Origin of the sequence: Nostoc sp. (genome assembly GCF_036917275.1) — a bacterium.
Taxonomy (GTDB): domain Bacteria; phylum Cyanobacteriota; class Cyanobacteriia; order Cyanobacteriales; family Nostocaceae; genus Nostoc.
Genome location: NZ_JBALDF010000044.1, coordinates 22,097 through 47,990, shown reverse-complemented (window position 1 = coordinate 47,990; position 25,894 = coordinate 22,097). Strand labels below are relative to the sequence as shown.

The 25,894-nt window shown below is 39.3% G+C and carries 23 protein-coding genes and 1 pseudogene; 16 read left to right on the top strand and 8 right to left on the bottom strand.

Annotation, left to right across the window (positions count from 1 at the left end):
• Nucleotides 1–438: 438 nt before the first annotated feature.
• Nucleotides 439–663 (top strand): annotated as a pseudogene (locus V7K35_RS16940) (DUF711 family protein); the annotation flags it as partial.
• 2 nt (nt 664–665) lie between these two features.
• Here the strand turns inward: V7K35_RS16940 and V7K35_RS16935 are convergent.
• Nucleotides 666–1,334, bottom strand: coding sequence for a 2OG-Fe dioxygenase family protein (locus tag V7K35_RS16935; protein WP_335080388.1), 669 nt, complete (start codon nt 1,332–1,334; stop codon nt 666–668).
• A gap of 260 nt (nt 1,335–1,594) precedes the next feature.
• Here V7K35_RS16935 and sfsA point away from each other — a divergent pair, with 260 nt between their 5' ends.
• On the top strand, nt 1,595–2,320 hold the full coding sequence (gene sfsA, locus V7K35_RS16930; RefSeq protein ID WP_335080387.1) for a DNA/RNA nuclease SfsA: 726 nt from the start codon (nt 1,595–1,597) through the stop codon (nt 2,318–2,320).
• A 193-nt stretch (nt 2,321–2,513) separates the two neighbouring features.
• Here sfsA and V7K35_RS16925 read toward each other — a convergent pair whose 3' ends face one another.
• A complete protein-coding gene (locus tag V7K35_RS16925; RefSeq protein WP_334796446.1) occupies nt 2,514–2,915 on the bottom strand; it encodes a fasciclin domain-containing protein in 402 nt (133 codons plus the stop codon).
• A gap of 747 nt (nt 2,916–3,662) precedes the next feature.
• Here V7K35_RS16925 and modA point away from each other — a divergent pair.
• The 4 genes from modA to V7K35_RS16905 all read left to right on the top strand — a co-directional run bounded on the left by modA (nt 3,663) and on the right by V7K35_RS16905 (nt 7,515).
• On the top strand, nt 3,663–4,520 hold the full coding sequence (modA, locus tag V7K35_RS16920; RefSeq protein WP_335080386.1) for a molybdate ABC transporter substrate-binding protein: 858 nt from the start codon (nt 3,663–3,665) through the stop codon (nt 4,518–4,520).
• A gap of 66 nt (nt 4,521–4,586) precedes the next feature.
• Entirely contained in the window at nt 4,587–5,159 is a 573-nt protein-coding gene (locus tag V7K35_RS16915) for a DUF642 domain-containing protein (RefSeq protein ID WP_335080385.1), read from the top strand.
• A gap of 278 nt (nt 5,160–5,437) precedes the next feature.
• Complete coding sequence (locus V7K35_RS16910) at nt 5,438–6,094, top strand: PEP-CTERM sorting domain-containing protein (RefSeq protein ID WP_335080384.1); 657 nt, start codon at nt 5,438–5,440, stop codon at nt 6,092–6,094.
• 746 nt (nt 6,095–6,840) lie between these two features.
• Complete coding sequence (locus V7K35_RS16905; RefSeq protein ID WP_335080383.1) at nt 6,841–7,515, top strand: PEP-CTERM sorting domain-containing protein; 675 nt, start codon at nt 6,841–6,843, stop codon at nt 7,513–7,515.
• A 277-nt stretch (nt 7,516–7,792) separates the two neighbouring features.
• Here the strand turns inward: V7K35_RS16905 and V7K35_RS16900 are convergent, their stop codons facing one another.
• A complete protein-coding gene (locus V7K35_RS16900; RefSeq protein ID WP_335080382.1) occupies nt 7,793–9,979 on the bottom strand; it encodes an FAD/NAD(P)-binding protein in 2,187 nt (728 codons plus the stop codon).
• A 582-nt stretch (nt 9,980–10,561) separates the two neighbouring features.
• Here V7K35_RS16900 and V7K35_RS16895 point away from each other — a divergent pair.
• The gene (locus V7K35_RS16895; protein WP_335080381.1) at nt 10,562–10,972 is read left to right on the top strand and encodes a 2TM domain-containing protein; all 411 of its coding nucleotides are present in this window, start codon (nt 10,562–10,564) and stop codon (nt 10,970–10,972) included.
• A gap of 199 nt (nt 10,973–11,171) precedes the next feature.
• Here the strand turns inward: V7K35_RS16895 and V7K35_RS29755 are convergent, their stop codons facing one another.
• A complete protein-coding gene (locus V7K35_RS29755) occupies nt 11,172–11,354 on the bottom strand; it encodes a TIGR03792 family protein (protein ID WP_442939737.1) in 183 nt (60 codons plus the stop codon).
• A gap of 136 nt (nt 11,355–11,490) precedes the next feature.
• Here V7K35_RS29755 and V7K35_RS16885 point away from each other — a divergent pair, with 136 nt between their 5' ends.
• Together V7K35_RS16885 and V7K35_RS16880 are read left to right on the top strand one after the other, a co-directional pair.
• Nucleotides 11,491–11,814: a phasin family protein gene (locus V7K35_RS16885; RefSeq protein ID WP_322649270.1), complete on the top strand. Its 324-nt coding sequence runs from the start codon at nt 11,491–11,493 to the stop codon at nt 11,812–11,814.
• A gap of 78 nt (nt 11,815–11,892) precedes the next feature.
• The gene (locus V7K35_RS16880) at nt 11,893–12,414 is read left to right on the top strand and encodes an FKBP-type peptidyl-prolyl cis-trans isomerase (RefSeq protein ID WP_334797651.1); all 522 of its coding nucleotides are present in this window, start codon (nt 11,893–11,895) and stop codon (nt 12,412–12,414) included.
• 171 nt (nt 12,415–12,585) lie between these two features.
• On the opposite strand, the gene V7K35_RS16875 is transcribed toward V7K35_RS16880, so the two are convergent.
• From V7K35_RS16875 to gloB, 4 genes are all read right to left on the bottom strand, one after another.
• On the bottom strand, nt 12,586–13,104 hold the full coding sequence (locus V7K35_RS16875) for an alpha-ketoglutarate-dependent dioxygenase AlkB (RefSeq protein WP_335080380.1): 519 nt from the start codon (nt 13,102–13,104) through the stop codon (nt 12,586–12,588).
• Between the two features lie 247 nt (nt 13,105–13,351).
• The gene (gene dnaB / locus V7K35_RS16870) at nt 13,352–14,695 is read right to left on the bottom strand and encodes a replicative DNA helicase (protein ID WP_334797652.1); all 1,344 of its coding nucleotides are present in this window, start codon (nt 14,693–14,695) and stop codon (nt 13,352–13,354) included.
• 128 nt (nt 14,696–14,823) lie between these two features.
• The gene (gene rplI, locus V7K35_RS16865) at nt 14,824–15,282 is read right to left on the bottom strand and encodes a 50S ribosomal protein L9 (protein ID WP_334797741.1); all 459 of its coding nucleotides are present in this window, start codon (nt 15,280–15,282) and stop codon (nt 14,824–14,826) included.
• Between the two features lie 585 nt (nt 15,283–15,867).
• Nucleotides 15,868–16,641: a hydroxyacylglutathione hydrolase gene (gene gloB, locus V7K35_RS16860; protein WP_335080430.1), complete on the bottom strand. Its 774-nt coding sequence runs from the start codon at nt 16,639–16,641 to the stop codon at nt 15,868–15,870.
• Nucleotides 16,642–17,058: 417 nt separating this feature from the next.
• Between gloB and V7K35_RS16855 the strand changes: the two genes are divergently transcribed.
• From V7K35_RS16855 to V7K35_RS16825, 7 genes are all read left to right on the top strand, one after another.
• Nucleotides 17,059–17,982, top strand: a complete 924-nt coding sequence (locus tag V7K35_RS16855) for an alpha-1,2-fucosyltransferase (RefSeq protein ID WP_335080379.1) — start codon at nt 17,059–17,061, stop codon at nt 17,980–17,982.
• A gap of 48 nt (nt 17,983–18,030) precedes the next feature.
• Nucleotides 18,031–18,873 carry a hypothetical protein gene (locus V7K35_RS16850; RefSeq protein ID WP_334797655.1) on the top strand — a complete coding sequence of 281 codons (843 nt, stop codon included), beginning with the start codon at nt 18,031–18,033 and terminating at the stop codon, nt 18,871–18,873.
• Between the two features lie 109 nt (nt 18,874–18,982).
• Nucleotides 18,983–20,134: a glycosyltransferase family 4 protein gene (locus V7K35_RS16845; RefSeq protein ID WP_335080378.1), complete on the top strand. Its 1,152-nt coding sequence runs from the start codon at nt 18,983–18,985 to the stop codon at nt 20,132–20,134.
• 231 nt (nt 20,135–20,365) lie between these two features.
• Nucleotides 20,366–22,684, top strand: coding sequence for an ABC transporter ATP-binding protein (locus V7K35_RS16840; protein ID WP_335080377.1), 2,319 nt, complete (start codon nt 20,366–20,368; stop codon nt 22,682–22,684).
• Nucleotides 22,685–22,688: 4 nt separating this feature from the next.
• The gene (locus tag V7K35_RS16835) at nt 22,689–23,900 is read left to right on the top strand and encodes a glycosyltransferase family 4 protein (protein ID WP_335080376.1); all 1,212 of its coding nucleotides are present in this window, start codon (nt 22,689–22,691) and stop codon (nt 23,898–23,900) included.
• Nucleotides 23,901–23,951: 51 nt separating this feature from the next.
• Nucleotides 23,952–24,911, top strand: coding sequence for a glycosyltransferase family 10 domain-containing protein (locus V7K35_RS16830; protein WP_335080375.1), 960 nt, complete (start codon nt 23,952–23,954; stop codon nt 24,909–24,911).
• A 3-nt stretch (nt 24,912–24,914) separates the two neighbouring features.
• On the top strand, nt 24,915–25,892 hold the full coding sequence (locus V7K35_RS16825) for an Npun_R2821/Npun_R2822 family protein (protein ID WP_335080374.1): 978 nt from the start codon (nt 24,915–24,917) through the stop codon (nt 25,890–25,892).
• Nucleotides 25,893–25,894 lie beyond the last annotated feature (2 nt).

Below are 25,894 nucleotides of genomic sequence, written 5' to 3'. Positions count from 1 at the left end.
TAAGTATTCAGCGTGGCTTTGCTTCATTAACTCTCGTAATTTATGGGATGTTGACTCGTGTATATCAGTCCTAAATCATTTGTGAAAATCACTATTTATTATCTTTCTGTGTTCTCTGCGTCTCTGTGGTTCGATTAAAAAACTATTTTTAACAACTCATTTAAGATTGCTATATTGAAAAGTGTGTTAGTAAAAATCTATGGTTACTCTAGACTGATGCTTCGGGTTTGTGAAGATATTGGATTAGCTACCAGAGCTAACTAGCAAACCGATGATATTACAAATTTATTACAGCAGATTGCAAGTTAATGAAGTACAAAAATACCCCTCCCTAACCCTCCCCTTAGAAAGGGGAGGGAACTAGATTGGGAATTTCCCCCCAATACATTGGGGGGATTAAGGGGGGTAAGGATGTACTTCATTTAGATGCAAAATGCTGTATATTCAGCAGTTTGTGGCTATGAACTGGATACACTTGCGATTCCAGATGATATCACAATTGAAGCAATTGCAGCTTTATTAATTGATATGGCAACTTTAGCCATCAAGTTAGATAAACTACTATCAACCCGATTATTTCCAATTTTAAATAAAAAAGTTGGGAAAATGACTACATTCAATTCCCCATATCTTGTAGATTGTAAAATATTTACAGTTAACTAAAATTATTCTGAAAGCAAGCTAGGAGAAGTTAGTACAAAAATATCCCAACTTCCTTGAGCGTCAGTTTGTGGTTTTATGGGATTGGCGAAGTGGAAAAAATCATGGTCATTAACTAATAATAGTTCCCCCGGATTTAGAACTTTGCTAAATACAGGCTTTTCTTTTTTGGTAGTATACAAATGTGTTTCTCCACCTTCAATATTATCTCTATCTACTGAGAAGATGCCAATAAAATCAGTACCATCTTGATGGATACCTTCAGGCGCTGGATTAGCTGAATTATCTGGTGAACAAATAATTCTAATTTGATGAACACCGATTTCAGCTTCTGGATGAAGTTTACAAGAATCACTAAATGCTAAGACAAGATTTCTAAAAATATCAAGTTCTATGAGTGCATCATCTAATTCTGCAAACTCTCTTTTTACATCACCCACTAATCGATTATACTCTTTACTTTGAAAAAAGTAGCCATGAGGTAATTTGATTAACTCATTTCCAGAGACTGTGAACCGAGATAATCTTCTCGAACGATAATTGCCTTTGATATAAGGGTCAATAGGCATATTACTAAAAAATGGCTTGAAGCCTTCTGGATTGATCGAATTTACCTTTCTGAGAGTAAACAGAAAAGCATATTCTAATTCCGTTGCTATCCCGACTTTTTGCATAGGATTTACCTCCTTGCACGTTGAAATTCTCCCGGATTTTTTTATGGGAGACTTATAACACTTAGTATATGCTACTTTTTATTAATTTATTGTTAAAATAACTACAAAACTTGACTTTTTATGGTATTTACAGTGTCAAATTCTGTCACAGGGTGGAGTAGTACTCATAGGTGTATAAGTAGCTGCTGAAAAGATTTGCTGATGGGCGTTCGGTGGGGAAGAAATCGACGTATATTTACTAGCAGCAACAAGGTTCCATAATGATTGATTGGCTTTACCGTTACCCACCTTTGTATCCGGGTATTCTGCTAAAACGCTACAAGCGGTTTTTTGCTGACGTTCAACTTACTTCTGGCGAAATAGTCACAGCACACTGTCCAAATACAGGGCCAATGACTGGAGTCTCGACTCCCCAAAGTGCGGTACAGCTTTCCAAAAGCGATAATCTTAACCGCAAATTGGCTTACACTTTAGAACTAATTCAGGTAAATGATAACGAGCCAACTTGGGTAGGTATAAATACTTTTTTACCCAATCGGGTGGTAAAGCTAGCTTTGGGGAAACACCTTTTCCCAGAATTGGGCGACTATAGTCAAATTAAGGGCGAGGTGGTTTATGGACTAGATAAAAAAAGTCGAGTGGATTTTTTCTTGATGGGGAGTGATGAGGAACGCCCGATTTATTTAGAAGTGAAAAATACAACTTTTTCTGATGGGAGATTAGCCCTATTTCCTGATACGGAGACTACAAGAGGACAAAAGCACTTGCGAGAACTAATGGCGCTACTACCTCTAACTCGTGCGGTAATGCTTTACTTTATCAATCGCAGTGATTGTACTGAGTTCTCCCCTGGCGATCGCACAGATCCTGTATATGGTAAATTATTACGGGATGCGATCGCTCTTGGTTTAGAAGTCTTACCTTGCCGTTTTGACATTTCCCCCGAAGGTATCCGTTATTTGGGTTTGGCAAAACTAAAAATTTGATTACAGCTAATCAAACACTAGAGACGTTGCAATGCAACGTCTCTAAACGCATGAAACAATAAATCCATCTAGACAATATCTAAATGGATTTATTGGTAGTTGGTGTTTACTAAAAGACATCCAACCAGACTGTTATCAACAAACGACTATAGGTAGCCGTTCCACAAATAGCATTCGCTATTGTGAGGTTTACTTATGCAGGAATCAAAACTGTATCAATGACGTGGATGACACCATTATCAGCAGCAACATCTGGTGTTGCAACTGTTGCATCATTGATCTTAACGCCATTAGAAGCGTCAATTTTTACATCTGAACCTTCAACTGTTGTAGCTGTCTTCAGTTTAACTACATCAGCAGCTAGTACCTTGCCTGAGACAACATGATAGGTCAAGATTTTCTTGAGCTTTGGAATGTCTTGAAGTAATGCGTCTACTGTACCTGCTGGAAGCTTGTTAAACGCTTCATCAGTGGGTGCGAAGACAGTGAAGGGACCAGGACCTTTCAGTGTATCTACCAAACCAGCAGCTTGGATTGCTGCAACTAGTGTCGTGAAAGAACCATTATTACTGGCAGTGTCAACTATGTTGGCCATGTGTTTACCTAGTTCTGTGTAATCTGTTACAAATCTAGACTATTTATTTCATAAAATCTATCTATCGTTAGATCCATGTTAAACAAAATATTTTATTGATATGCTTAAAGATTGTAAATATTTTTATCTAAACAGAGAATTATATGTGATTGATCCAGGCGGATGAGTTACAAGCACTTTTGGATGCGAACGCTCCTTTTTCTACACAGATGTAGGGGCAATGCCTGTGGAGTAGTGTCAACGCAGCAATTTAATTACCAAATAAATCAGTATACAGATTGCTAAACGCACCTTATTTTTAAAATATTGGTATTGTAAAAATTTTAATTATTTAAGATTTAGCCGACAAATTTATGACAAAACCCTTGCTATACAAGTAAATTAGCTTTTTTTAGAATATTTAGCATAGATGCGTTTGCCCTGTTGTCAGGGTTTGTTAACCAAAAATATTGGTAATGAGCGTATTTAACTGATAATATTTCATCACTAAATACATTTCACTCGCCGTTTCTGTAATCCTACCTGGAAACAATAAATTTCCATCACACTAATGCTTTTAGCAATTGTGATTGGTCGTTTATTTCCAGAATTGATTATGCGTAGGACTTACGCAAAACCCTCTCAAACCTCGTTTATCCGTATCCTCTGCCTTCCTTCTATATGATCGGTTTTTTCGTTGCCTGTACGTAAATTATGTATGTGAGCAATAAGATCCTTAGGTAATATTTTCCCCAAACTATGACTTTCATGAACAGAAGAAGACTTATTACTTGGATTGCTACGGCAATTACCAGCATGATGCTGGTAATTGGCTTACAGTTTGTCAATTTTTCACCAGCAAGCTCCGCAACCACACTTAACGTGTATGCGGCTGTCAGCTTAACAAACGCGCTGAATGCCATAAAGACTCAGTACCAAAATGCTAACCCAGGTGTCAACATTGTTTATACATTTGGTGCTTCTGGTACCTTGCTCAAGCAAATACAAGCAGGATCTCCAGCAGATATTTTCATTTCTGCTGCCAACGACCAAATAAATGTCTTGCAAAATTCAAGCCCAAGTAAATTGGTAGCAGGTAGCCGTAAAAACATTGTCAGAAACCGTCTAGTTTTGATTACTCCGACGACGCCCCCTGTTAGTGCTGGTAGTGCGGCTCTCACTAGCTTCAATGATTTAACCAATGCCAATATTAGTGGTGTTGCTATAGGTGATTACACAGGCACTCCTCCAGTTGTACCAGCAGGAAATTATGCCAAACAAGTTCTGACTAAGCGAGGTATTTTCACTACTCTAAGTCCTAAATTATACCTTGCTAGCAATGTGCGTAACGTTTTAACTGCTGTTGAAAATAAAGCTTCTGTAACTGTTAAAGGTGTAAATAAAACTATCAACGCAGGTATCGTTTACAAAACTGATGCTGCCATTTCTAAAAAGGTAAAAGTCGTACAAACTGCCTTAACAACAGAGAGTGATCTGATTGTCTATCCACTAGGTATACTCACCAAAACTAAAGTTTTAACGACAGCACAGAGTTTTTCTACTTACTTAAGTGGTACTACTGCCCAGAATATCTTCAAAAATAATTATGGGTTTCTTGCGCCTTAATCACCACAAAGTAAATCAATTAAGTAGTCGTTGTCCTTAATTTTGAACTATTTGGAGTAATGTCTTGTGAAGTTCACTAAAAAACTCTCAATTATTGTTTGTAGTTTGACCACTGTCTTCTTTCATACTGCTGTGATTACCAATACTTATAAGTCAGCAGCACAAGCGGAAGGACAAGAGCTAATTTATAATGGGGGATTTGAAACCGACCCTCTGGCAGATCCTAATAATCCTAACGGTGTAAATCCTAATGTTACTGGATGGCTTCAATCTGGCGCTCCAGGTACTACAATTAGCAACTTTCCTCACACTGGTAACCAAGGTTTATCACTTGGTGCATTTTCAGGCATTAACTACATATCACAGACTATCCCTACAGTTGTTGGTCGACGCTACCAACTTACTTACTATTTAGCATCCATAGAGGAGGAGCCTGACATTAACAATAAATTTCAGGTCTTTATAAATGGAAAGAAGGTTTCTGTTAAAAATGATACTCCTTTCCAACCTTATAAGCAATACACCTTAGATTTTAGAGCAAAAGGAAGAAACACAGAGATAAAGTTTGGTTCTTTCGCAAGGTCTGCGTTTTTATATTTGGATGATGTGAGTGTCAAAGCTATTGGGAAGAATTGGTGATAGATGATGGGGATGAATAAACCACAGGTAAAAGCCTAAGCAATGTCTGGCTCCATAGTGTCAAGAATGCCACTAAAATTCATCTGATTTAAAAACTCCATCATGGGTTTATTGAGAAAAATCGCTTTGGGTGGATGAATCATTATCCATATCTATAGCTAACTCTTATAAACCAGAAGAAAGTGTTCATTTTTATTGACACTACTGAAAGCCAGCATGGATGTAACTATCAACTTGTTTTAGTTGTCGAAATTTACAATTATTTGGAGTCAATTTTCATGAATTTAACTAAAAAACTCTCAATTATTGTTTTTAGTTTTATTACTACCTTAATTAGCACTGCTGTGATTACTAATATTTATAATGCAGGAGCACAAGCGGCAGAACTTGTTAAAAACGGAAGCTTTGAACTCGACCAACTCGTAGATCCTAATGATCCTAACGTTACAAATCCTAATATTACAGGATGGGCTAAGTCTGGTGATCCGATGGATATATCAGGGATAAGAATAAGCAATTTTCCTCAGCATGATAGTGGTAATCAGGGCTTATCACTTAGTGGATTTATAGACCTCAGCTACATATCACAGACGCTTTCTACACAACCTGGTCAGAAATATGAACTTAGTTACTATTTAGCATCTATAGATGAGGCCCCTGACCTTGATAATCAATTTCAGACATTTATAGGTGGAAATAAGATTTTTGATCAAAAAGACATTTCTTTTCAACCATACACACCATACAAGTTTAATTTCACGGCAGACGCATCATCCACAGAGTTAAAGTTTGGCAATTGGGATAAATATGGATTTTTATACTTGGATAATGTGAGTGTAAAACCTTTGCCTGTGCCTGAGCCATCAACAATTGGAGGAGTAGCAGTTGCTGGTTTATTGGGAATATGGCTGAAGAAAAAGAAGGCGATTAGCTAGAAAGAATAGCCCTTTTTTGTTACTCTCGGAAAATAACAGAGCAAACTCTACACAACTTAACTAAAAAGGTGAATCACCTAATAGCCTGTCGTAGAGTTCGCCTTACTTTTTTGATAGCTGAATCAAGTTAAAATTTGATAATCTAACGCTAATATCGTCCTCCCACAGTTCGCCCATCTCCACCTGAGTTTTTTTGTCCCTGTAGGTTTCTACAAATGCTCGAAACTTATCCCAGCCGGTGGTTTTGTGCCATTGCCCCGATGCGCTCTGACTTTGGCATTAAAGTCACCCGTTTCCCTCCGACGCTGAAACTATATATTGATAGTATTACGACTGATGTTGAAGAATTCACTGGCTTCGCAACGCTTCATTCCATTTAGTTTAATCGCCTCTCTCACTTTTCCTCGCAGATCATAGCTGTAAGGGTTTGCCATCGAAATACGAAAATCAATTACTTCTTTATATATCCTACATCTTAAGTTACGTAGCAACTGATATAACTATAGAAATCCTATATTATTTATGAACAAAATTCCAAATTAACCCGTGATAATACGGGTTTTTCAGTCTTATATTTTTGAAAAAATCAAATCGTAGTCCTATATAGCGGTTATCGATTGGATGAGAACACCAAAATCCCTGCTGTCAAATCATTTCAGCAAAGTTTTTGGATCTCACTCAACTGCACACCGCTATATCAACTTGTTTTAATTGTCGGAATTGGAAATTATTTGGAGTCAAGTTTTATGAAGTTAACTAAAAAACTCTCAATTATTGTTTTGAGTTTTACCACTACCTTAGCTAGCACTGCTGTGATTACTGGTACTTATATTCCAGTAGCGCAAGCACAATATGATCCCAACTATGTTCCAGATCCTAGAAACCTTGTTTTTAACGGAGGATTTGAACTCGACCCTCTCGTAGATCCTAATAATCCTAAGACTACAAATCCTAATATTACAGGATGGACTAAGTTTGGCGATCCGATCAATACATCAGGAACTAGAATTAGCAATTTTCCTCAAAGTGGTAATCAGGGTTTATCACTTGGTGGATTTGTAGACCTCAGCTATATATCGCAGACACTTTCTACACAACCTGGTCAGGAATACGAACTTAGTTACTATTTAGCATCTATAGACGAGGCCCCTGACCTTGATAATGAATTTCAGACATTTGTAGGTGGAAATAAGATTTTTGATCAAAAAAACATTTCTTTTCAACCATACACGTTATATAAGTTCAATTTCACGGCAGACACATCATCTACAGAGTTAAAGTTTGGGAATGTGGATAGATACGCATTTTTATACTTAGATAATGTGAGTGTAATACCTGTTCCTGAGCCATCAACTATTGGAGGAATAGCAATTGCTGGGTTGTTGGGAACATGGCTGAAGAAAAAGAAGGCAATTAGTTAGAAAGAATAACTCTCTCGGAAAATAACAGAGCGTAGACGTGCAGCGGCTTGTCGTTAGAGATCACCAGACCTCTTGCATAAGTCGAATAGACCCCCCTTAATCCCCCCTTATAAAGGGGGGAAACTTGAATCTTGCGCCCTCCCCTTGTAAAGGGGAGGGTTGGGGAGGGGTGATTCAAGGATTTTTGCAAGAGGTCTACCATATAATCTCAATAGAAAAAGTGCGTCACTGAACAGCCTGTCGTAGACATCGGCTTACCCTTTCCATAGCTAAATTTTCAAATTTGATAGTCCAATGCAACTAGGACTTTGCCACAATGCTGATTTGCAGGTACAGCTTCCAGCATCTTTTTAGGTTTGGGTAAGTTGAGGTTTTTCATTAATTCAATAAACTGGTTGCGGCTGCGTCCTGCAAACCGAGGATTCCAGCACTTTTCCTCGCCAATGGTGGATACTGTCTGTCCCTGGTAGTCGTGACCAGGATATACCAAGGTGTCATCCGGTAATGTGAATAGCTTCTGAGTAACGGCATCATACAGTGATCCAGCGTCGCCGCTTTGGAAGTCGGTACGACCACAACCCCGGATGAACAGGGCATCTCCAGTTAATAGATGAGTGCCGTTGACTAAGTATGTCATGTGGCTGTCAGTGTGACCAGAGGTAGCGATCGCCCGAATCTGCACATTCCCCAATTCCAACATATTTCCATCGGCAATGTACTGGTCTGCACAAGTAGCTGCGGCATTCTCAGGCACAATCCCTAAACAACCCGTTAGTGATCTTAATCTGTCTGTCCCAGTGATGTGGTCAGCATGGATGTGGGTTTCCAGACAATAGCGCAGAGTCAGCCCCAATTGTCGCAATATCTGAAGATCACGCTCGACCTGCTCTAATACAGGATCAATTAGGATAGCTGTTTTAGTTTCTGGGTCGGCTATTAGGTAAGTATAAGTACAAGATTCTTTATCGAATAGTTGACGAAATAGCATAGCAGGTTTCTTCAACACGAAAGTAGGAGCATCGGGTTTTGGATTGAGAGATTTCAGTAACTCCTGTGCCAAACTTGCTGCTTGAACCCGAATTTCAGGAACAGCAGTGGTTTCCCAAAGATTGCCCTTGCGCGGTGTCCCCAAGGTGTACAGCATTTGAGATGTATTTCCATCTGCATCGATCAGCGCACCATTTGGGGCAGTGTCGATTCCCATTGACAATGTGTTAGGACGGATCAGCCTTTGTTCTTGGAGGCTAGCGACCAATGGGTGCTGCAATTTGAGGTAATCACAATTTGCGCCGGTGCAGTTGACAATTCGCTTAACTTGCAAAACGATATCTTTGTGCGTTCCCCGTTCACAGATTTTCACATTTACTCCATTCTCAAACTCCTGACAACTTTGAATCCGACCTGCGTAATGGATCAGTTGACCTGACTCCATTGCAGCATCCAGTACTTCGGCAATTTCTTCAGCAATCCGATGACGGTGAACTTCCCAGTAAGCTTTGACATGGCGCAGAAATCGCTTTTGTTCCGGCAATGGCATTGCTTGCCAAAGTTCTGAAATAATTGGGCGGATGGCATCAATTACTGCCCGCCAATCTTGAGCCAGTCCGTTGCCGGGGTTCCCCCGGTTGTAGGAACTGGCATGTCCTTGGGTAAGAGCCTCGCGCAGTTCTTGACGTACCAGATGCAGCAGTCCTCGCGCCGTTTTGGGTGCAGTTTGTACATCAAGAAATGCCGGATAAGGAGTTGTTGATTTGTGGCTATAAGGCATCAATCCGTGCCGCGAGACGGTATGAATTTGTCCCTGGAACCCTTGATGATGCAAGGCAACAACCGCATCTACCATTGTTAACCCAGTGCCCACCAGCAGAATAGCATCCTCTGGATTTAGGTCAGCGATCGCATCAGCAGACCAAGCATCTTTAACATGATCCTTCTTGAGAGTGGCAATTGGTCTAGGCAGAATTGCCGGGAAATTACCCAACGCTAACACCGCCTTTTGCACATGCAAACATTGACCACTGCTCAGGTACACTATTGTGTTGTTAGGTTTAGTTTCGATGGCGATCGCTTCATCCACAATTTTCTCTAGCTGCACATTAGCTGCTGCATTTACCTGTGCTGCTTTTAAAGTCGCCTGCACATAGTCCCCATAAACCCGACGCCCAACGAAGGTAGATGAAGTTACCTGTTCATGACCATTTTTGTGCAGCCAATTCAGGAAGTGATTTGGTTCATCGTCATAAGCACTCATCTTACCTGCTGGCACATTCAGCAAGTGACAGTCCACTGGTGTCCCGTAAGCAACTCCTCTACCTATTTCAGAATTACGTTCAATCAACTTGATGGACAGTGGCATGGTTGCATTGCGTAAAAGATTGGCTGCAACCAGAGAACCGCTAAAGCCACCACCAATAATGGCGATCGCAACTGGAGAGACGGTTAGGTTAAAAATACTGTTGTTCATAGGACGTGTGAGTTGCACTTGCTGCTTTCTACTGATTAATTTACGGCCGATAAACTGAAATTTCCGCTTGTCGCAAGCTGTTAGGCGGATGAATTAGCTCAAAAAAGCACATACACACATGAATAAGTGGGAATTGCACTTGAGTATCCAATTCTGTAAATCGAGAGAGTGGCGATCGTCAGATTACACAAACTAAAATCTAGACGAGACAAGGTTTTGAAACTATTTATCTAACATTGGTGTGCCTATTGCATCCAAATCCGATGTAAATACGGAAGTTTTTAGTTAACATTAAAAAACCCCTTCAAAAGCGAGAATTTTACCTCTATAATTGTCAATATTTTCTGACACTACTAGCATTAAAATTTCAGATAATGTTTGGCTTAATGTCATAAAAGCAATACAGAGGTATTGAAAAATACAGTAGTTATAAATCGGTTATGAGAAAATAATAAGGTTGTTAATTTAACTAAATATTGGGTGCAAAATGTGGAGGTATTCGCTAACTCAATTGAACGAAGCATATCAAAAACTTCGTGAAATCAAAAGCGCATTTACACACAAACTTATAAGGTAATTAAAATGACTTACAATTCCGAAGATGTGCAACAAATTCTTCAAAAAGCACTCACTCGTAAACAAGAAGATGAATTTTCACGAGAACAACTTGTAGAAATGGCATCTGAGTTAGGTATTTCTTCTAATATTTTGGAAACAACAGAACAAAAGTGGTTAGCTCAACAAGAAGAGGAACGGTCACAACGCACATTTAATACTTTCCGACGGAGAGACTTTTGGACACATTTTGTTTCCTTTATAGCGGTGAATTTATTCCTCATTCTCTTGAATTTAATAACTAGTCCTAGTTATTTTTGGTCTATCTTCCCAGTTATTGGATGGGGGTTAGGACTATTTTTTCATTGGTGGAGTGTTTATCAAATTAAAACAGAGGATTACGAGATAGCTTTTCAGAAATGGCGTGCACAAATTTAACTTTTCCCTACTTTGAAAAATGGAGACACCAACGCACAGCTATCCAGCCCTACGAGTTGGGAGTAATCTTTCACCTACAAATGGGGAATTTCCGTACTTGATACTCTGCTGACTTCACTATTGGATAGGATTCTCCCAGTACTTGGATGAATTTGTCTTCAATAGTCTGCAAATCAGCTTGGGGTAAGCCTTTCCACTGTTACCGCATTGCCCAACGAATGATCACGATAACTTCTGTGTGGTGATTGGGGCTGATCCAAACCTGTTTACCGAGAAATCTAGCATATTCAGCCAGCCCTGTTGTCCAAATTTGTGCGTCCTTGTGGATAAAATCTTCCCGTAAATCCGGCACAACCTTAAACTTGAGGAGTTCTATAACCACGCCCTTTGAACCCTGTGTTTCTTAATTTGCCAAAATAGAGCTGTAGGCTAGAATAACTACGCTTTTAGCATAGCTTGATTGCCTACACTCAGGAGCAAGGGTCGGCTGGTTTGAAATAAGTAAGAGGAAGGGGAGTATGGACAGCAACAACTGGTTGCAACAGCTAATGATGGTGGGTCTTGGCACAACGTCTTTAGTAGCAGAAAAACTGCGGCAAGTCAGCGATGATTTAGTTAAAGACGGTAAGCTCAATCCTGAGCAAGCCAAGGCGGTAATAGATGATATTGCCCAGCAGTTAAAGTCAGAACAGGGAAACTTAGATGTCCAAATGCAACGGCAAATGCGAAATATGATGCAGGATTTGGGGGTAGCTCGTCAGTCGGAAGTGGATGAACTACGCGGTAGAATTGACCGTTTAGAGCGGCAATTGCGCGATTTGGAAAATAAGCTTTGGCGTTAGGATGTCCTTTCTGATTTAAACTAAATGTGTCCTGTTGGTAATGTTTTTGCCAGGATACCTAAGTAAGGAGAACTGATTTTGAAACCAATTTTCCTCAGCGTGGCGTTCATGCTGGTGTGTGTTGTGCTGTTGATTGTGGGACAAGTAGGCAGTAAACAGAATACTGCCATTGCTGCCCAGTTAACCCAAACGTCGCCAGCGCCCACAACTGTAACTGAAAACAATATCTTAATTGCGAGTAATACTATGTCTGATGCCAATGCTGTAACTACCCCCTCTGGATTAAAGTATGTCGAGTTAAAAGAGGGGACTGGGGCGACTCCTCAACCTGGACAAACGGTTGAAGTTCACTATGTCGGCACTCTAGAAGATGGTACTAAGTTTGATAGTTCACGCGATCGCGGTCAACCCTTCAGCTTTAAAATTGGCGTCGGACAAGTAATCAAAGGTTGGGATGAAGGACTTAGCACTATGAAAGTAGGCGGTCGTCGTCAGTTAATTATTCCTCCAGAGTTAGGCTATGGCTCTCGTGGTGCTGGTGGTGTGATTCCGCCCAATGCAACTCTGCTGTTTGATGTGGAATTACTGGGAGTTAAGTAAGAACTAGGGCATGGGGAATGGGGACGATAGGGAATTATTAAAAGAAGTTTCTATTTTCTCTGTTCTCAATGCCCTATTAAATAAATTAGATATTTCCGAGTACAAATGGGGCAGAAGTACAGCTAGAAAACGTGAGATAAAGTATCTGTAACTTTGATCAAACTGCCGCGACTATACCAACAACCTAAACGTCAGACTGATACGCCCGAATGTTTCTGGTTGCTTGAGAATTCCATGCTTCCAATCTTGCTGCGTCTTTTGAGGCATAAAAAGTAGAGAACCACTTTTGAGTAAGTAACTATATTCTATGCTTTTGTCTTGTTTATTCTGAAATGTAATTATTCTTTCAGCCCCTAACGAAATAATAGAGATACCAGTATTCTCCATGAGTTCATCAATTGAGTCGGAGTGAAATCCCATTGTTGAGTTACCATTTGTGTAATAATTGACTAAACAGTTGTTCGGTCGAAACCCAAAGTTTTTTTCAAGCCTATCAATAATAGGAAGTAACTTATCCAGCATCGGGCATGATTCGTAAGAAATGTTTGAGTAGTTATATGGGGAACCAAAGCTGGCTGTTTTTCGCGCCCGTATACGCTCATCCCAGTTAGTTATGGATATAAGACTATCAAATAGAGAATGACTATTCGGCAAAAATTCATCATTAATGAGTAAATCAGGCTCGTTCATTGCTCAAATAAAAATCTTGTTACGGTTTAATCTTTTAAATCATAAATGTAAAATTCTGTCGCAGTTATCTCCCATTGTATCCAGCCTGATGGTTTCATCAACAAGCCCTCGATTAAATATTTTGAATAATCTACACTAGGATATTTGCCTAAGAGGATTGCACGCTCTTTTTTTGGGCTATTTCGGCCAAAGATAGAGGTAGTCTATCTTTGGCGAAGGTATTGATTTAAATAATTATTTAGTCTGGCTAAATTTTTAAATTTTGAAACTTTGTAAACTGTGGATTAAACAAAAGTTTTGCAGTCCCTGTAGGTCCATTACGATGTTTAGCTATAATTACTTCTGCAATGCCGCGATCGGGAGTATCTGGAGAGTAATATTCATCGCGATACAACATTATTACCAAATCTGCATCTTGTTCAATTGAGCCACTTTCACGCAAATCTGACAACATCGGACGTTTATTAGTGCGTGCTTCCACCCCTCGACTCAACTGAGATAAAGCAATAACTGGTACAGATAATTCGCGTGCTAAACCTTTAAGTTGACGCGTAATTTTTGATAATTCTTGAACTCGATTATCGCCTGCTCCTTCCATCAATTGTAAGTAATCTATTACAATTAATCCTAATTCAGTACCAAGTTCAGCTTGCAGTCTCCTTGCCTGACTACGCATTTGTGTGACTGTAATATTTGGCGTGTCGTCAATATAAATTGGCATCTCTGAGAGGATACCAATAGCACGGCTTAAAGGTTCCCACTGTGTTTGGCTCAGGCGTCCAGTCCGCAGATAAGTACTTTCAATTTGCGCTTCGCTAGCTAATAGCCGTTGTGTCAGTTGCTCTTTTGACATTTCCAAGCTGAAAACAGCAACTGGTAATTTATAAGAAGCGGCGATGTTATGAGCTAGGTTCAAGCAGAAGGCCGTTTTTCCCATTGATGGGCGGCCCGCGACAATAATCAAATCAGATCGTTGAAAGCCGCTGGTCATGGCATCTAAATCGTAAAATCCGCAGGGAATTCCAGGTAAGGCGATGCCTTGATTTCGATCCTCAATATCCTGGAAATTATTAATTAGAGTATCAGAAATATGAACTAAACCCGATTGAGGACGTTCTTGAGTAACACCGAAGACCTTCTGTTCTGCCTGATCTAAAACAGTTGGTAACTCGGTTTCTGTCTCATAACCAAGATGTACAATTTCATTGCCAGCTTTAATTAACTGTCGCCGCAGGTATTTTTCCATCACTAACCCTGCTAAGGCGTCGATGTTCACAGCTGACACTGTGCGGTCTACCAGAGTTGCTAACTTATTTCTGCCACCAATGCGGGCAAGGATCTCATGGTCAGTCAGCCAACTGGTGACAGAGAGCAAGTCTGTGGGCTTCCCTTGGGCGTGGAGCCTCACAGCTGCTTGATAAATATCTTTGTGAGCGCTAATGTAAAAAGCTTCTGGAAGGAGGCGATCGCTAACTCGACTAATCGCTTCTGGATCTAGTAAAATACCCCCCAAAATCGCTTCTTCCGCCTCAATATTTTGGGGTGGTAGGCGAGCGCTACCATCACCTTGAAAACTCAGTTCTTCAGCCATAAACGATTTTAGTTTTGAGATGAAAGCTAGTTAGGAGTAGAGAGACGCGATTAATCGCGTCTGTATAAGAGTTAGGAGTTATTATTTACCCCTGCTACCCCTGCTTGCTCTGCTCCTTTTGCTGTCTTTTAGCTAGCGACGACTTGAATATCGAGTTGTGCTGCTACTTCCGAATACAGCTTGATTTCGGCTTGATAAGTACCAAGGTGGTTAATATCAGGGATGGTAATTCCACGCCGATCAACTTCTTGACCAGTGGCTGCCTTAATGGCATCTGCAACATCTTGGGTGGTGATAGTACCGAAAATTGCTTCGTTTTCCCCAACTTGCTTGGCAATTGTCAAGCTGCCAACTTTTTCTAAAGATTCTTTTTGCTCAAGGGCTTGTTGTCTGAGTTCTAATTGCCGTTGACGCTCTTGCTCACGACGGCGTTCTACTTGCTTGAGAATACCAGGAGTGGCATTGGTTGCCAATTTCTGGGGAATCAGATAATTACGAGCGTAGCCAGGAGCTACTTCCACTAAGTCACCAGATTTTCCTAGCTTGCTGATATCTTGATTTAAAACTAACTGCACACGTTTCGCCATCGTTTTTCGGTTTTCCTGTAAAATCTGATTAATTTGGGTTTGGGTAGGATAGCTCACAATGTCAATGCTGTATTCCAAGCTTCTTTGCCTTTACCCTAAAGCTTACAGATCGTAGCGAAAGGAAGGGTGCGATCGCAACTATTAACGCTAAAAAATTGAAGGAGTGGGGAATGGGCAGTGGGGGATGAGGGAGCAGGGGAATCAGGGGAGGTAGGGGAGGCACGAGAGCTATAGGTGTCAACTTAAGCAAAAACTCCTTTAAAATCTCGTTTCCAGCATCTGGCTGGAAATGCTCTTTCATTGCGGCTCTGCCGCTAGTCTTGAGGCGGAGCCTTTCATTAGGTATTCCCAGTCAAAAATTCTTGACGAGACAATCTCTAAAAGCTAGTTGTAGACTGATTTTAACGTTAAGTTGACATCAATGCAGCAGAGCAGGAGAAGAATAAACAATGCTCCATGCCCAATGCCCAATGACGCCACTTGCTTCTCAAGACAGGAGACGCTCTTGCTAGCAAGATCCCCGTAATAGTACAAGTCGGGGAACCGGGACAACGCAGTGGCTCCTCAATCCCCCATGCCGAATGCCTAAAAGTTATTCCTCATTTCGCGTATACGCGCAAAGGTTTGGACTGCATCACTACTTTTAACAGTTAATTGTAATGATGGCTGATCCCAACGTAAAAAGGGATTGGTTCGCTTCTCTACTGCCAGTAGAGAGGGTATGGTAGCTTCTCCTCGACTACGGTAAGCTTTTACTTCATTGAAGCGTCTTTGTAAGTCGGCATTGTCGCCATCCACAGTTAGGGCAAATTGCAGATTTTTTAAGGTGTATTCGTGGGCACACCAGACACGTGTATCATCGGGTAGGGAGCGCAGTTTGCTTAAAGAGTCCACCATTTGGGTTGCTGTTCCTTCAAACAAGCGACCGCAACCGCCAGAAAATAAGGTATCGCCGCAAAATAAATCGCCTGTCTCACCAGCTTTTTCAGGAGGAAAGTAGTAAACGATGTGAGCGCGGGTATGTCCGGGAACGAAGACAACTTCAGCTATACGGTCTGCAAACTGGACGCGATCGCCTTGTTGCAAAAACACCTGCTGTCCCGGAATTCTACCACGATCCTCAGCTCCTCCATAAACTATCAGTTGGGGGAATTGTTCCATTAATTGCTTATTACCACCCACATGATCGTTATGGTGGTGTGTGTTGAAAATTGCTATCAGCTCAGCTTTTAATTCTGCCAGTTTCTTTAATACTGTTTGAGACTCTGCTGGATCGACAACAGCAGCGATATTTTGTTTGCGATCATGTAACAAAAATATGTAGTTGTCTGAGAGTGCTTCCAGACGGATTACCTGCATTACTTCTGCCTCCCTTACAACATAAATCTTTTGTATTGTGTAGCAATCTTGAGTCTCAGCAAGTAACCAGGCTACCTGCATAACTTATATTAAGTATTTATACTTGGTTTAGTATAAATGTAGAGCCTGATTAATATATGATAATATACAACCGTAGCTATACGGTAACTTTACCAGAAAAAAACAAAATTTCTCTGGATTTATCAGTGAATTTTCTCTGGAAATAACCGCAAATACAAAGTTAGATTTACTTTGTTATTTACTGTTCTAAGGATACCAAAAAATTTATTCAATCATCAGGGATATCTCCTTTAATCTCATCTGCTAGGTTTAATAGAATTCAAATTCTATGTATATCCCATTGGATATTAAAGGTTGAGTAAATATTATCACTGTTCATTTTTAGAGGTTTTATACGTGTTAGTAATCTCTGCAAAATCTGGACAACTAGGTAACAGGTTATTGTTATCTGCTCATTTTATTGCATTTGCCAGTGAAAATAATTTCACAGTTATAAACCCAGCATTTGAAGAGTATGCTGATTTTTTTACATCAACAGATAAAGACTTTTTATGTTGCTACCCTTCTCCACAATTTTCAATTACAGGAAACCGATTGCTACGTAAATACTACTATAATATCAATCGTTCTTTAGCTGAAAGCGGACGCTTTAACACAATTAATATTAAGCGTAATCAGCCCTTTAGCTGGACTAATTCAAGCATCACAAAAGAATTAAAATCACGGTCTATCAACTTTTTTCAAGGATGGGTATTTCGCGATGGATGGTTTGTAGATGATATATCAAATCTACAAAAACATGGGGGAAAAGTTCGTGCTTATTTTCAACCTTTAAAGAAGTATCAGTTAAATGTAGCAAAACTCATATCCAATATTCGTAGCCAGACTGATGTAATCATTGGAGTCCATGTCCGTCATGGAGATTATCAGCAACATCAAAATGGCAGATATTTTTATTTAGTTGAAGATTATTTAAAGGTTATGGAATCAGCACAAACACTATTTCCTAACAAAAAAGTGACATTTTTGATTTGCTCAAATCAGGAGCAAAAAAAGGATTATTTCCAACATCTATCTTATGTTTATGGCAATAATCATATAATTGAAGATATGTATTCTTTAGCTGAATGTGATTATATTATTGGTCCTCCTAGTAGTTATACTATGTGGGCATCATTTTACGGTGAGCGACCTCTCTATATGATTAGGGATGTGAATAAAACGTTAAAAGTCGAAGATTTTGTTCACTTTTCCCAATGGAAAGGAGTTTTTTACTATAACGAAGACTGGAGTAAAGGTGTCTGGGAATGGACACATTAAATTAGAGTGACAGACGAGGATTAAAAGTAATAATTATTTAACTTATTTATGAAAACAGAAAGTAGAGGATTTATTACAATTTTAACTGGACTTTATCCTTTTCAAGATTGTATTCATTTTTTGGCGGCAATTAGAAAGTTTCATCAAGAGCCAATTATTATTTTAATTGACCAAGTTCCGATAGTACTCTACCCTTTTCTGAAGGCTTTTAAAAATGTAATTTTAAAGCCAGCACCTGCAAATGAAAATACTGTTTTAGCATCACGTCAAGCAAAACTGGCTCTCTATGAAGCCTCTGAATTTGATAAAACGATTTACTTAGATTCAGATATTTGCTTACTTTCCGATATCAACGACGTATTTGAATATTTAGATGAATATGATTTGCTATTAACTGAAGATGTGCAACCTTCTATTGTTAAAGCCACAAATTTATTGCGTGGAAAGCAAGAAGACCTTTTACCGAATGTTTTGCCAATTCTGCAATCTATCGGGTTACCTTTGCAGGCAGATAGTGTGCAATATAATAGCGGTTTGATAGCTTTTTGTAAAACAGAAGTAACTAAGGTGTTTTTTCAGGAATTTCAACGTTATTTTGAGATTGTCAAAAACAACCAAGATAAATTACTTTTAAAAGACCAAGGGGCTTTTGCTTCTGCGATCGCATCTGTACGCCCTCACATGAAAATCCTACCACCCACTTATAATTATCTCAGTAAATGGGAGGATGCTTATAATATTCAGGAACAAATTAAAGTTCTTCACTGTACCTATCCTTATCGACCTCAATATGCGAAAAATATTAGTCGTTCATTATATACAAGGATTTTTGACAGATTCGCTAAAGTATTTTTACCGAACCAAGTTACAAATCCCTGGCGCAAGAAATGACATATTCATTATAAAGATATGCACTGGCCTTTTTCCTGTATGACACTCTGGCAAAATTTAAATATTTATTAATATTGAAATTGCAAATTGACAGGAGAAAATTTCACAATTGAAAGTTTCATTAGTTGTAGGTGATCTATCTGGAGGCGGTAGTATTCGAGCATTTTTACTAGCTCAAGTACTGCAAAGCCTTAATTATCAAGTAGAGATTGTTGGTTTTATTTATGGGAAAGAACTGTATGCGATTCCTCCGGCTTGTATTTCAGTTGTTTCTCTTGCAGGTACAAATTATCCTGAATTTCTGATATCTTCTCGTCAACTCCTGCAAAAAATAGATGGAGATATTATTTATGCAGTAAAACCAAAGTTTACAAGTTTTGGTCTATCGCTACTAAAAAAATTTAGTGGTGGTCGTCCTTTAATTTTAGATATGGATGACTGGGAACTCAGTTGGCACGGAGGTGATGAGTGGAAATATCGTCCTAGTCTTAAGCAATTTTATCGCGACATTTTCAAGAAAAATGGGGCATTGAAATTTCCAGATCATCCACTGTATCTCAAATGGATGGAAAACTTAGTGTCAAAAGCAGATGCAGTAACGATAGATACTCACTTTCTCCAAAAACGCTTCGGTGGTGTTTACGTACCTAATGGTAAAGATACCGCAATGTTTGACCCCCAGAAGTATAATTCTGAGTCTAGCAGAACGGATTATGGTCTTTCTCAGTATCGAATTCTCATGTTTCCTGGGGCACCACGACCTCACAAGGGGGTTGAAGACATCCTAATGGCGCTCAATTTGTTGGGTGAGCCAGATTTAAGATTAGTGATTGTGGGTGGTAGTCCTTACGATGATTATGACGAGAAATTGATTCAAAAGTGGGGGCGTTGGATTATTAAGTTACCAAAGTGCCCTGTAGAACTAATGCCTAAAATTGTAGCAGCTGCTCACATTGTAGTTGTTCCCCAGCGAGATACTTTGACTGCTCGCGCTCAGTTTCCCTTGAAGTTGACAGATGGCATGGCAATGGCTAAACCTGTATTATCAACGCGCGTTGGAGATATTCCCCAAATTTTAGGTAATACTGGTTATTTGGTTGACCCTGCTTGTCCTGAACAACTTGCTGAACAAATTCAATTGATATTTAAAAATTTAGAGTCAGCAAACCAGCAAGGTATTAAGGCAAGAGAAAGATGTGTGGAACACTATAGCATAGAGGCTATGGCTTCTGTGCTCAAGTCAGTAATTGCTCGGTTGTGAATCTTGATTGGGCGTGGGGCATTGAAAAAGACATTTTCATTCTTTCATTGTGCCAGAGCAGTTCTGGTATTCTATCTGGCAAAATCTCTAGAAGCTGGTGTTTTAGATGGAACTGTGTTTTAACGGAGTTGAGACATGAATATTATTTAGTTTGATTTATTTGAACTTTAGCAAATTTTGCAAGTAATTTGTGAATAATATTAATAAGTGAAAGTTGCATAAAAATACCCAATGTCTACCAGAAAACTACTACTAAGATTCGCTAAACCCTATCCAGGTTTGATTCTGCTGACAATATTGTTAGGATTTTCTGGAGCTTTATTTAATGGAATAAGCACAGCTTTAATTGTGCCAGTGGTTTTAAAAATTGTGGGGCAAGGAGTAGATTTAAGTAGCGCCCCTCCCATCTTAAAAAGGTTGATATCTCCCTTTGATAATACTCCAGAACCTTACCGGATAGGAGTAATGGCTGGAGCGATTATATTCACAATTCTTTTAAAGAACTTAGCTACTTATACCAGCGCCTTAGCATCAAGTTCTTTAACCCGAAAACTTACATCAGATATGCGCGAAACCGGGTTAAGGCTATTACTAGAAATTGATATAGATTATTATGCCAAGACCAAGACTGGTGATTTAATCAACTGTCTTGGAGGAGAAATTAGCCGGGCTGCAAGTGCTATAGGTGGTACAGTCAAGATAGTTATTCTGGGAATCACAATTTTAGTTTTTGTGAGTTTATTGCTGTCAATTTCTTGGCAGTTGACAATTGCTGCTACGTTTTTGCTGTCGTTGGTGACGTTAATAAATCAGTATGCCATTTCCCGGTCTAAAAATTTTGGTAAGCAACTCAGTCAAATGTCTAGAGCATATTCAATTGCTGTGCTGGAGACTTTGAACGGAATTCGATTGGTAAAGGCAACGGGAAATGAAGAAAAAGAATATCAACGGATTAAAAAATTAATTCGCGATCGCGAAACAGCAGATTTTGAATCTCAGGTTAATTCGGAAGCGATTACACCTGTGGGTGAGGTGATGGGTATTACAGCTTTACTGCTGATTGTACTTTTGAGTAAAACCTTCTTTGCTAACCAAGTTTCTTCCCTTTCTACCGTACTTCTGACATATTTATTAGTATTACTGCGAGTGCTGCCATTGATTTCTCAGTTAAATACTATTCGCAGCAACTTTGCCAGTACCGCCACCAGTGTGGATGTTACCAGTGAGTTTTTAAGCGTGCACGATAAGCCGTTCATGAGCAAAGGCAAGCTTCCCTATACAAAATTAAAAGAGGGCGTGTCTTTTAATTCTCTTTGCTTTGCCTACCCTGGTCATGAAAAGTTGGTACTTAAAGATGTGAATTTATATTTACCGCGTGGCACAACCTTAGCATTAGTAGGTAGTTCTGGTGCTGGGAAATCCACTATGGCAGACCTTTTACCCAGATTCTATGACCCGATCGCTGGCAATATTACCATTGACGACATCGATTTGCGGGAGTTCGATGTGATATCCCTGCGAAAGCGAATGGGAATTGTCAGTCAAGATACCTTTCTTTTTAATGACTCGGTGCGAAATAACATCGCCTATGGGCGACCAGAAGCTACTGAGGATGAAATTATTATAGCGGCCAAGCAAGCAAATGCCTATGAGTTTATTAGCAAATTGCCTCAGGAATTTGACAGCTTGATTGGCGATCGCGGCGTGATGTTATCTGGTGGACAAAGGCAAAGATTGGCGATCGCCCGCGCCCTACTTCAAAACCCCGAAATTCTGATTTTAGATGAAGCCACCAGCGCTTTAGATACCGTTTCCGAACGCTTAGTACAAGCTGCACTCGATGATCTTAGTCGCGATCGCACCACCCTAGTAATTGCTCACCGTCTTTCCACAGTCCAAAAAGCCGATCAAATAGCCGTATTAGATCAAGGACAAGTAGTAGAGGTAGGAACCCATGAAAAACTTTTACAAAAGGGTGGTTACTACTCACGTTTGTACTCAATGCAATTTAGCGATCGCCCTAATAAAAACTTGATTCAGACAAAAATTCTTAAGGCAATGCGCCTAAACTCCAAAAAATTTGCTGAATATCCTGAAGCTGCTAAACACAATCAAAGCTGGCTCCGCATCTCTCACGAAATTCGCACGCAGCTGAACTCGATGATTGGGTTCCTGCGCTTATTACTTGATGATCTGGTAGACAATTCCCAAGAACGGCAGGAATTAATTGAAGACTCTTACAAATCAGCTTGGAGAATTCTCAACATCATAGATGTTTTTGAGGATGTTATTAACTTACAAATAAAAGGGCAATTCATCTCAATTTCTGAGCAAAATCAAGATATTATAAGTACTTATTCTCAAAGCTTTAATCATATCTCCGTTGAGTTTCGGACTTCTCTTAATCTCATCCTTAGCTCTCTCCGCTCTCTAAGTGATAATTTGATATCCACTACAGAAGAACAAAATGGCTTAATTACTGAAACTTATGAATCTGCTATATATCTGCTCGATAAGTTAGAAAGTTTTGAGAATAGTATTAATCTCTAAAATTATGAAAAATCCGGCTTTCAAAAAACACTATATTTTTTTCATTGGTGAAGAGTTGCCGCAGCCAGAGGCTCATCTAGTCCAGTCTACAAACGCAGCTAACGCCGCCGCCAACTTGGGATACTCAACAGTTTTGGTATACCCTGACAAAGGAGCAAAAGCCATTAACCCAGTTAATCTAGCTCGTCCTTTTAATCCGAGAAAAACACCAACGGAACTTGTGAAATATTACAACCTCCATGACAAATTAAAAGTTGCTCCCTTACCAATGCCTTGGCCAATTGACCATTTTCGGAGCAAATTTACTGACTCTAACACCATTGCCAGCAAATATTATTTACCATTTCACATACTTCCAACTACTAAACTTGTCCACAGTCGCAACTGGAATTTTGTAAAAGCTGCCATCAAAAATGGTGTTCCTGCAATTTATGAACACCACCACCACGAAGACAAGCCATTTGATCCAGAAATTGTCAAAAATCCGCTATTGCAAATTGCTGTTACAGTTGTAGACACCATCCGCGAAAGCATGATTAAAAATGGCATGCCGCCAGAAAAAGTAATTAAGCTGCACAATGGTTTCAATCAATTGTTTATGCAGAGACAACCAGAAAAAGCGGCAGAATGGCGTCAAAAAATATTGCAAGACGAAAACCAAAAATTGGTAGTTTATGCGGGAGGACTACAGCAATTTAAAGGTATTTATGTACTAATTGATGTGGCTAAAGAAATGCCGAATGTGCAATTTGCCTGTGCAGGTGGTAAGCCCACAGAAGTCGAAAATTATCAGCAATTTGTAACAGAAAAACAGATTCATAATATTAAATTTTTGGGATATGTTTTGCATAATGAGTTAGCATCTCTGCTACAAGCAGCCGATGTTTTAGCTCACCCTCATTGTTCGGGAAAAGCGGCAACTTTCACATCTCCCTTAAAGCTATTTGATTACTTCGCCTCTGGAACTCCCATTGTAGCGACAGAAATTCCTTCATTAGTTGAGTTTCAAGATACTTATTCCATTGCTGCTTGGTGTGAACCAGATAACCCCAGTAAATTTGCCGAATGTCTGAAACAGGTTTTAGAAACTCATCCTAGAAAAGTAGAAGGTTATCCAGATAGTATCGAGTTTGTCAAGCAGTTTTCTTGGGAAAATCGAGCGGCAAAAATCCTTAGTTATGTTGATGAATCTCTGCTTCCCTCACTTATTGTGTAAGGGAAAATTAGTGAAATTAGGGGAAATAACTGATGACAAGTAATAACTAAAATGACTATTAAAACTGTAGGTATGATTAGCAGTTATCGAGGTTTAGAAACCAGAGCCGATTGGCTGTGGCAACAAACCCCGAATCAATTTGGAGTTTGGGGCAATATGCAAATGCAGGCACTGGCAGCAAAACCAGATTTTCTGCTGATGTATCAATTTGATTTTCTCCAAGCATCGCCACAAAAATCTTGGTTAGATAATTTTCGTAAACAGCAGCAAAAACTAGTAGTAAATGTTGATTCTGTACTGCGTGGTGTCAACAAAGAGCGGATTATTTATTTACTAAGAGAACCGCCTTTAGATGAAATTGTAGAAATAAATAATCATAATTATCAACAAGCCCAGAAGTATTGTAGCTACGTTTCTGGTCCTGATGATTTTGCTCCTACTCCCGACTATATGCCTGCTATTTGGTATCACTCAAATTCATTTCAAGATTTAAATGAAATGCCACCTCCCCAAAAAGTTTCATCATGTAGTTGGGTTACTTCAGGAATTAACCGGACAGTTAATCATCGCCAGCGTTTAGACTTTTTGCAGTCCCTACAATCTAGTAGCATTAAGTTTGATTTATATGGGCGTAACTTACCAGAATCGGCTAAAAAATCGGGAGAATTGGGTAATAAATGGTATGGCATGGCACCATACTATTACAATCTGGCAATTGAAAATTATGCTGATAATAATTGGTATGTGAGTGAAAAACTTTGGGATAGTTTGCTTGCTTGGTGTCTACCAATCTACTATGGTGGCCCGGCTGCTGATAAATTATTGCCACCAGGTAGTTTTTTAAGATTGCCCAGTTTAGATGAAAAAGGCATTGCCTACATCCAAGAAGTGACAGCTACACCTGATGCTTGGTATGCTGCCAAAGATGTGATCGCAGAAGCACGTCAAATCATCTTACACAAATTAAACCTGCTTAACTGGTTGTCAAACTTTGTTGATCAACACTCATAAATTATGAATGGTATTTGTACCCTTGGCAATGATTATGTTTTCGATCAACTGGTGGCTTTGCTCAACAGTATCGATGTTATCTTGGGGCCAGAAACTCCTGTTTGTATCTATCCTTTCGATGATCAGACACAGCGAATTGCTGACGAAATAGCTAAACGTCCTAATGTATTTCTTTACGATAATCAAGAATCAATCAACCGCTGGGATCAATTTATGCTAGAGGCCAGTCCTGCTAGTATGAACAAAAATAAATACAGAATTTATGGTGGTCATCGACGATTTTGTGCATTTGATGGACCTTTTGAGCGATTTGTTTATTTGGATGCTGATACTCTAGTGATGAATTCACTAGATTTGATTTTTCAAAAATTAGATGAATACAACTGTGTAGTATACGATTTTCAGTTTAAATATCCAGATAAAGTTTATAGAATTGATTCAGTTAAACTACTACAAGTTTTTGATGAAAATCGCATCAGAACAGAAATATTTTGTTCTGGATTTTACGCTTCTAAAAAAGCTCTGTTTGAACCAGATAAATTAGAGAAACTATTATCTTATTTGAGAGCAGGTGAGAGAGAAATACTTTATCAAACAGGAGACCAACCAGTTCTTAACTATATGTTTATGAGGTCTGATATTCCAGTTTATAACTTTGCCCATCATTTACCAGATCATCAAATTACAGGCAACTCTGTTACTTCTGAACATTTTAAAGAAAAAGATAAAATTCTTTATGACAAAAGTAATCGACTAACTTACCTGCATTACATTGGTATTCCTCCTAATATCAATCAAGCAGTCTGTGCTGGAGAAAATATTGAGTTTCCCTATCGAGATTTATTTCTCTACTATCGTTACCTACACGAACCAGAAAAGCGTCCAGTCTTTCAAAAACCTCCTAAAAGTTATAATGACGCTCCAATACCAAATTTGCTTACAAGAGCTTTGCGAAAATTTAAGTTAATTAACCAAGGATAATT

Excerpts from the sequence above, each read along its gene's own strand:
- V7K35_RS16840 (WP_335080377.1), top strand. The coding sequence starts at position 20,366 with ATGTCTACCAGAAAACTACTACTAAGATTCGCTAAACCCTATCCAGGT.
- V7K35_RS16825 (WP_335080374.1), top strand. The coding sequence starts at position 24,915 with ATGAATGGTATTTGTACCCTTGGCAATGATTATGTTTTCGATCAACTG.
- gloB (WP_335080430.1), bottom strand. The coding sequence starts at position 16,641 with ATGCAGGTAATCCGTCTGGAAGCACTCTCAGACAACTACATATTTTTG.
- V7K35_RS16925 (WP_334796446.1), bottom strand. The coding sequence starts at position 2,915 with ATGGCCAACATAGTTGACACTGCCAGTAATAATGGTTCTTTCACGACA.
- V7K35_RS16830 (WP_335080375.1), top strand. The coding sequence starts at position 23,952 with ATGACTATTAAAACTGTAGGTATGATTAGCAGTTATCGAGGTTTAGAA.
- V7K35_RS16935 (WP_335080388.1), bottom strand. The coding sequence starts at position 1,334 with ATGCAAAAAGTCGGGATAGCAACGGAATTAGAATATGCTTTTCTGTTT.
- V7K35_RS16905 (WP_335080383.1), top strand. The coding sequence starts at position 6,841 with ATGAAGTTAACTAAAAAACTCTCAATTATTGTTTTGAGTTTTACCACT.
- sfsA (WP_335080387.1), top strand. The coding sequence starts at position 1,595 with ATGATTGATTGGCTTTACCGTTACCCACCTTTGTATCCGGGTATTCTG.
- V7K35_RS16850 (WP_334797655.1), top strand. The coding sequence starts at position 18,031 with ATGAAAACAGAAAGTAGAGGATTTATTACAATTTTAACTGGACTTTAT.
- V7K35_RS16885 (WP_322649270.1), top strand. The coding sequence starts at position 11,491 with ATGGACAGCAACAACTGGTTGCAACAGCTAATGATGGTGGGTCTTGGC.
- V7K35_RS16900 (WP_335080382.1), bottom strand. The coding sequence starts at position 9,979 with ATGAACAACAGTATTTTTAACCTAACCGTCTCTCCAGTTGCGATCGCC.
- V7K35_RS16835 (WP_335080376.1), top strand. The coding sequence starts at position 22,689 with ATGAAAAATCCGGCTTTCAAAAAACACTATATTTTTTTCATTGGTGAA.
- V7K35_RS16910 (WP_335080384.1), top strand. The coding sequence starts at position 5,438 with ATGAATTTAACTAAAAAACTCTCAATTATTGTTTTTAGTTTTATTACT.
- V7K35_RS16875 (WP_335080380.1), bottom strand. The coding sequence starts at position 13,104 with ATGAACGAGCCTGATTTACTCATTAATGATGAATTTTTGCCGAATAGT.
- V7K35_RS16895 (WP_335080381.1), top strand. The coding sequence starts at position 10,562 with ATGACTTACAATTCCGAAGATGTGCAACAAATTCTTCAAAAAGCACTC.
- rplI (WP_334797741.1), bottom strand. The coding sequence starts at position 15,282 with ATGGCGAAACGTGTGCAGTTAGTTTTAAATCAAGATATCAGCAAGCTA.
- dnaB (WP_334797652.1), bottom strand. The coding sequence starts at position 14,695 with ATGGCTGAAGAACTGAGTTTTCAAGGTGATGGTAGCGCTCGCCTACCA.
- modA (WP_335080386.1), top strand. The coding sequence starts at position 3,663 with ATGAACAGAAGAAGACTTATTACTTGGATTGCTACGGCAATTACCAGC.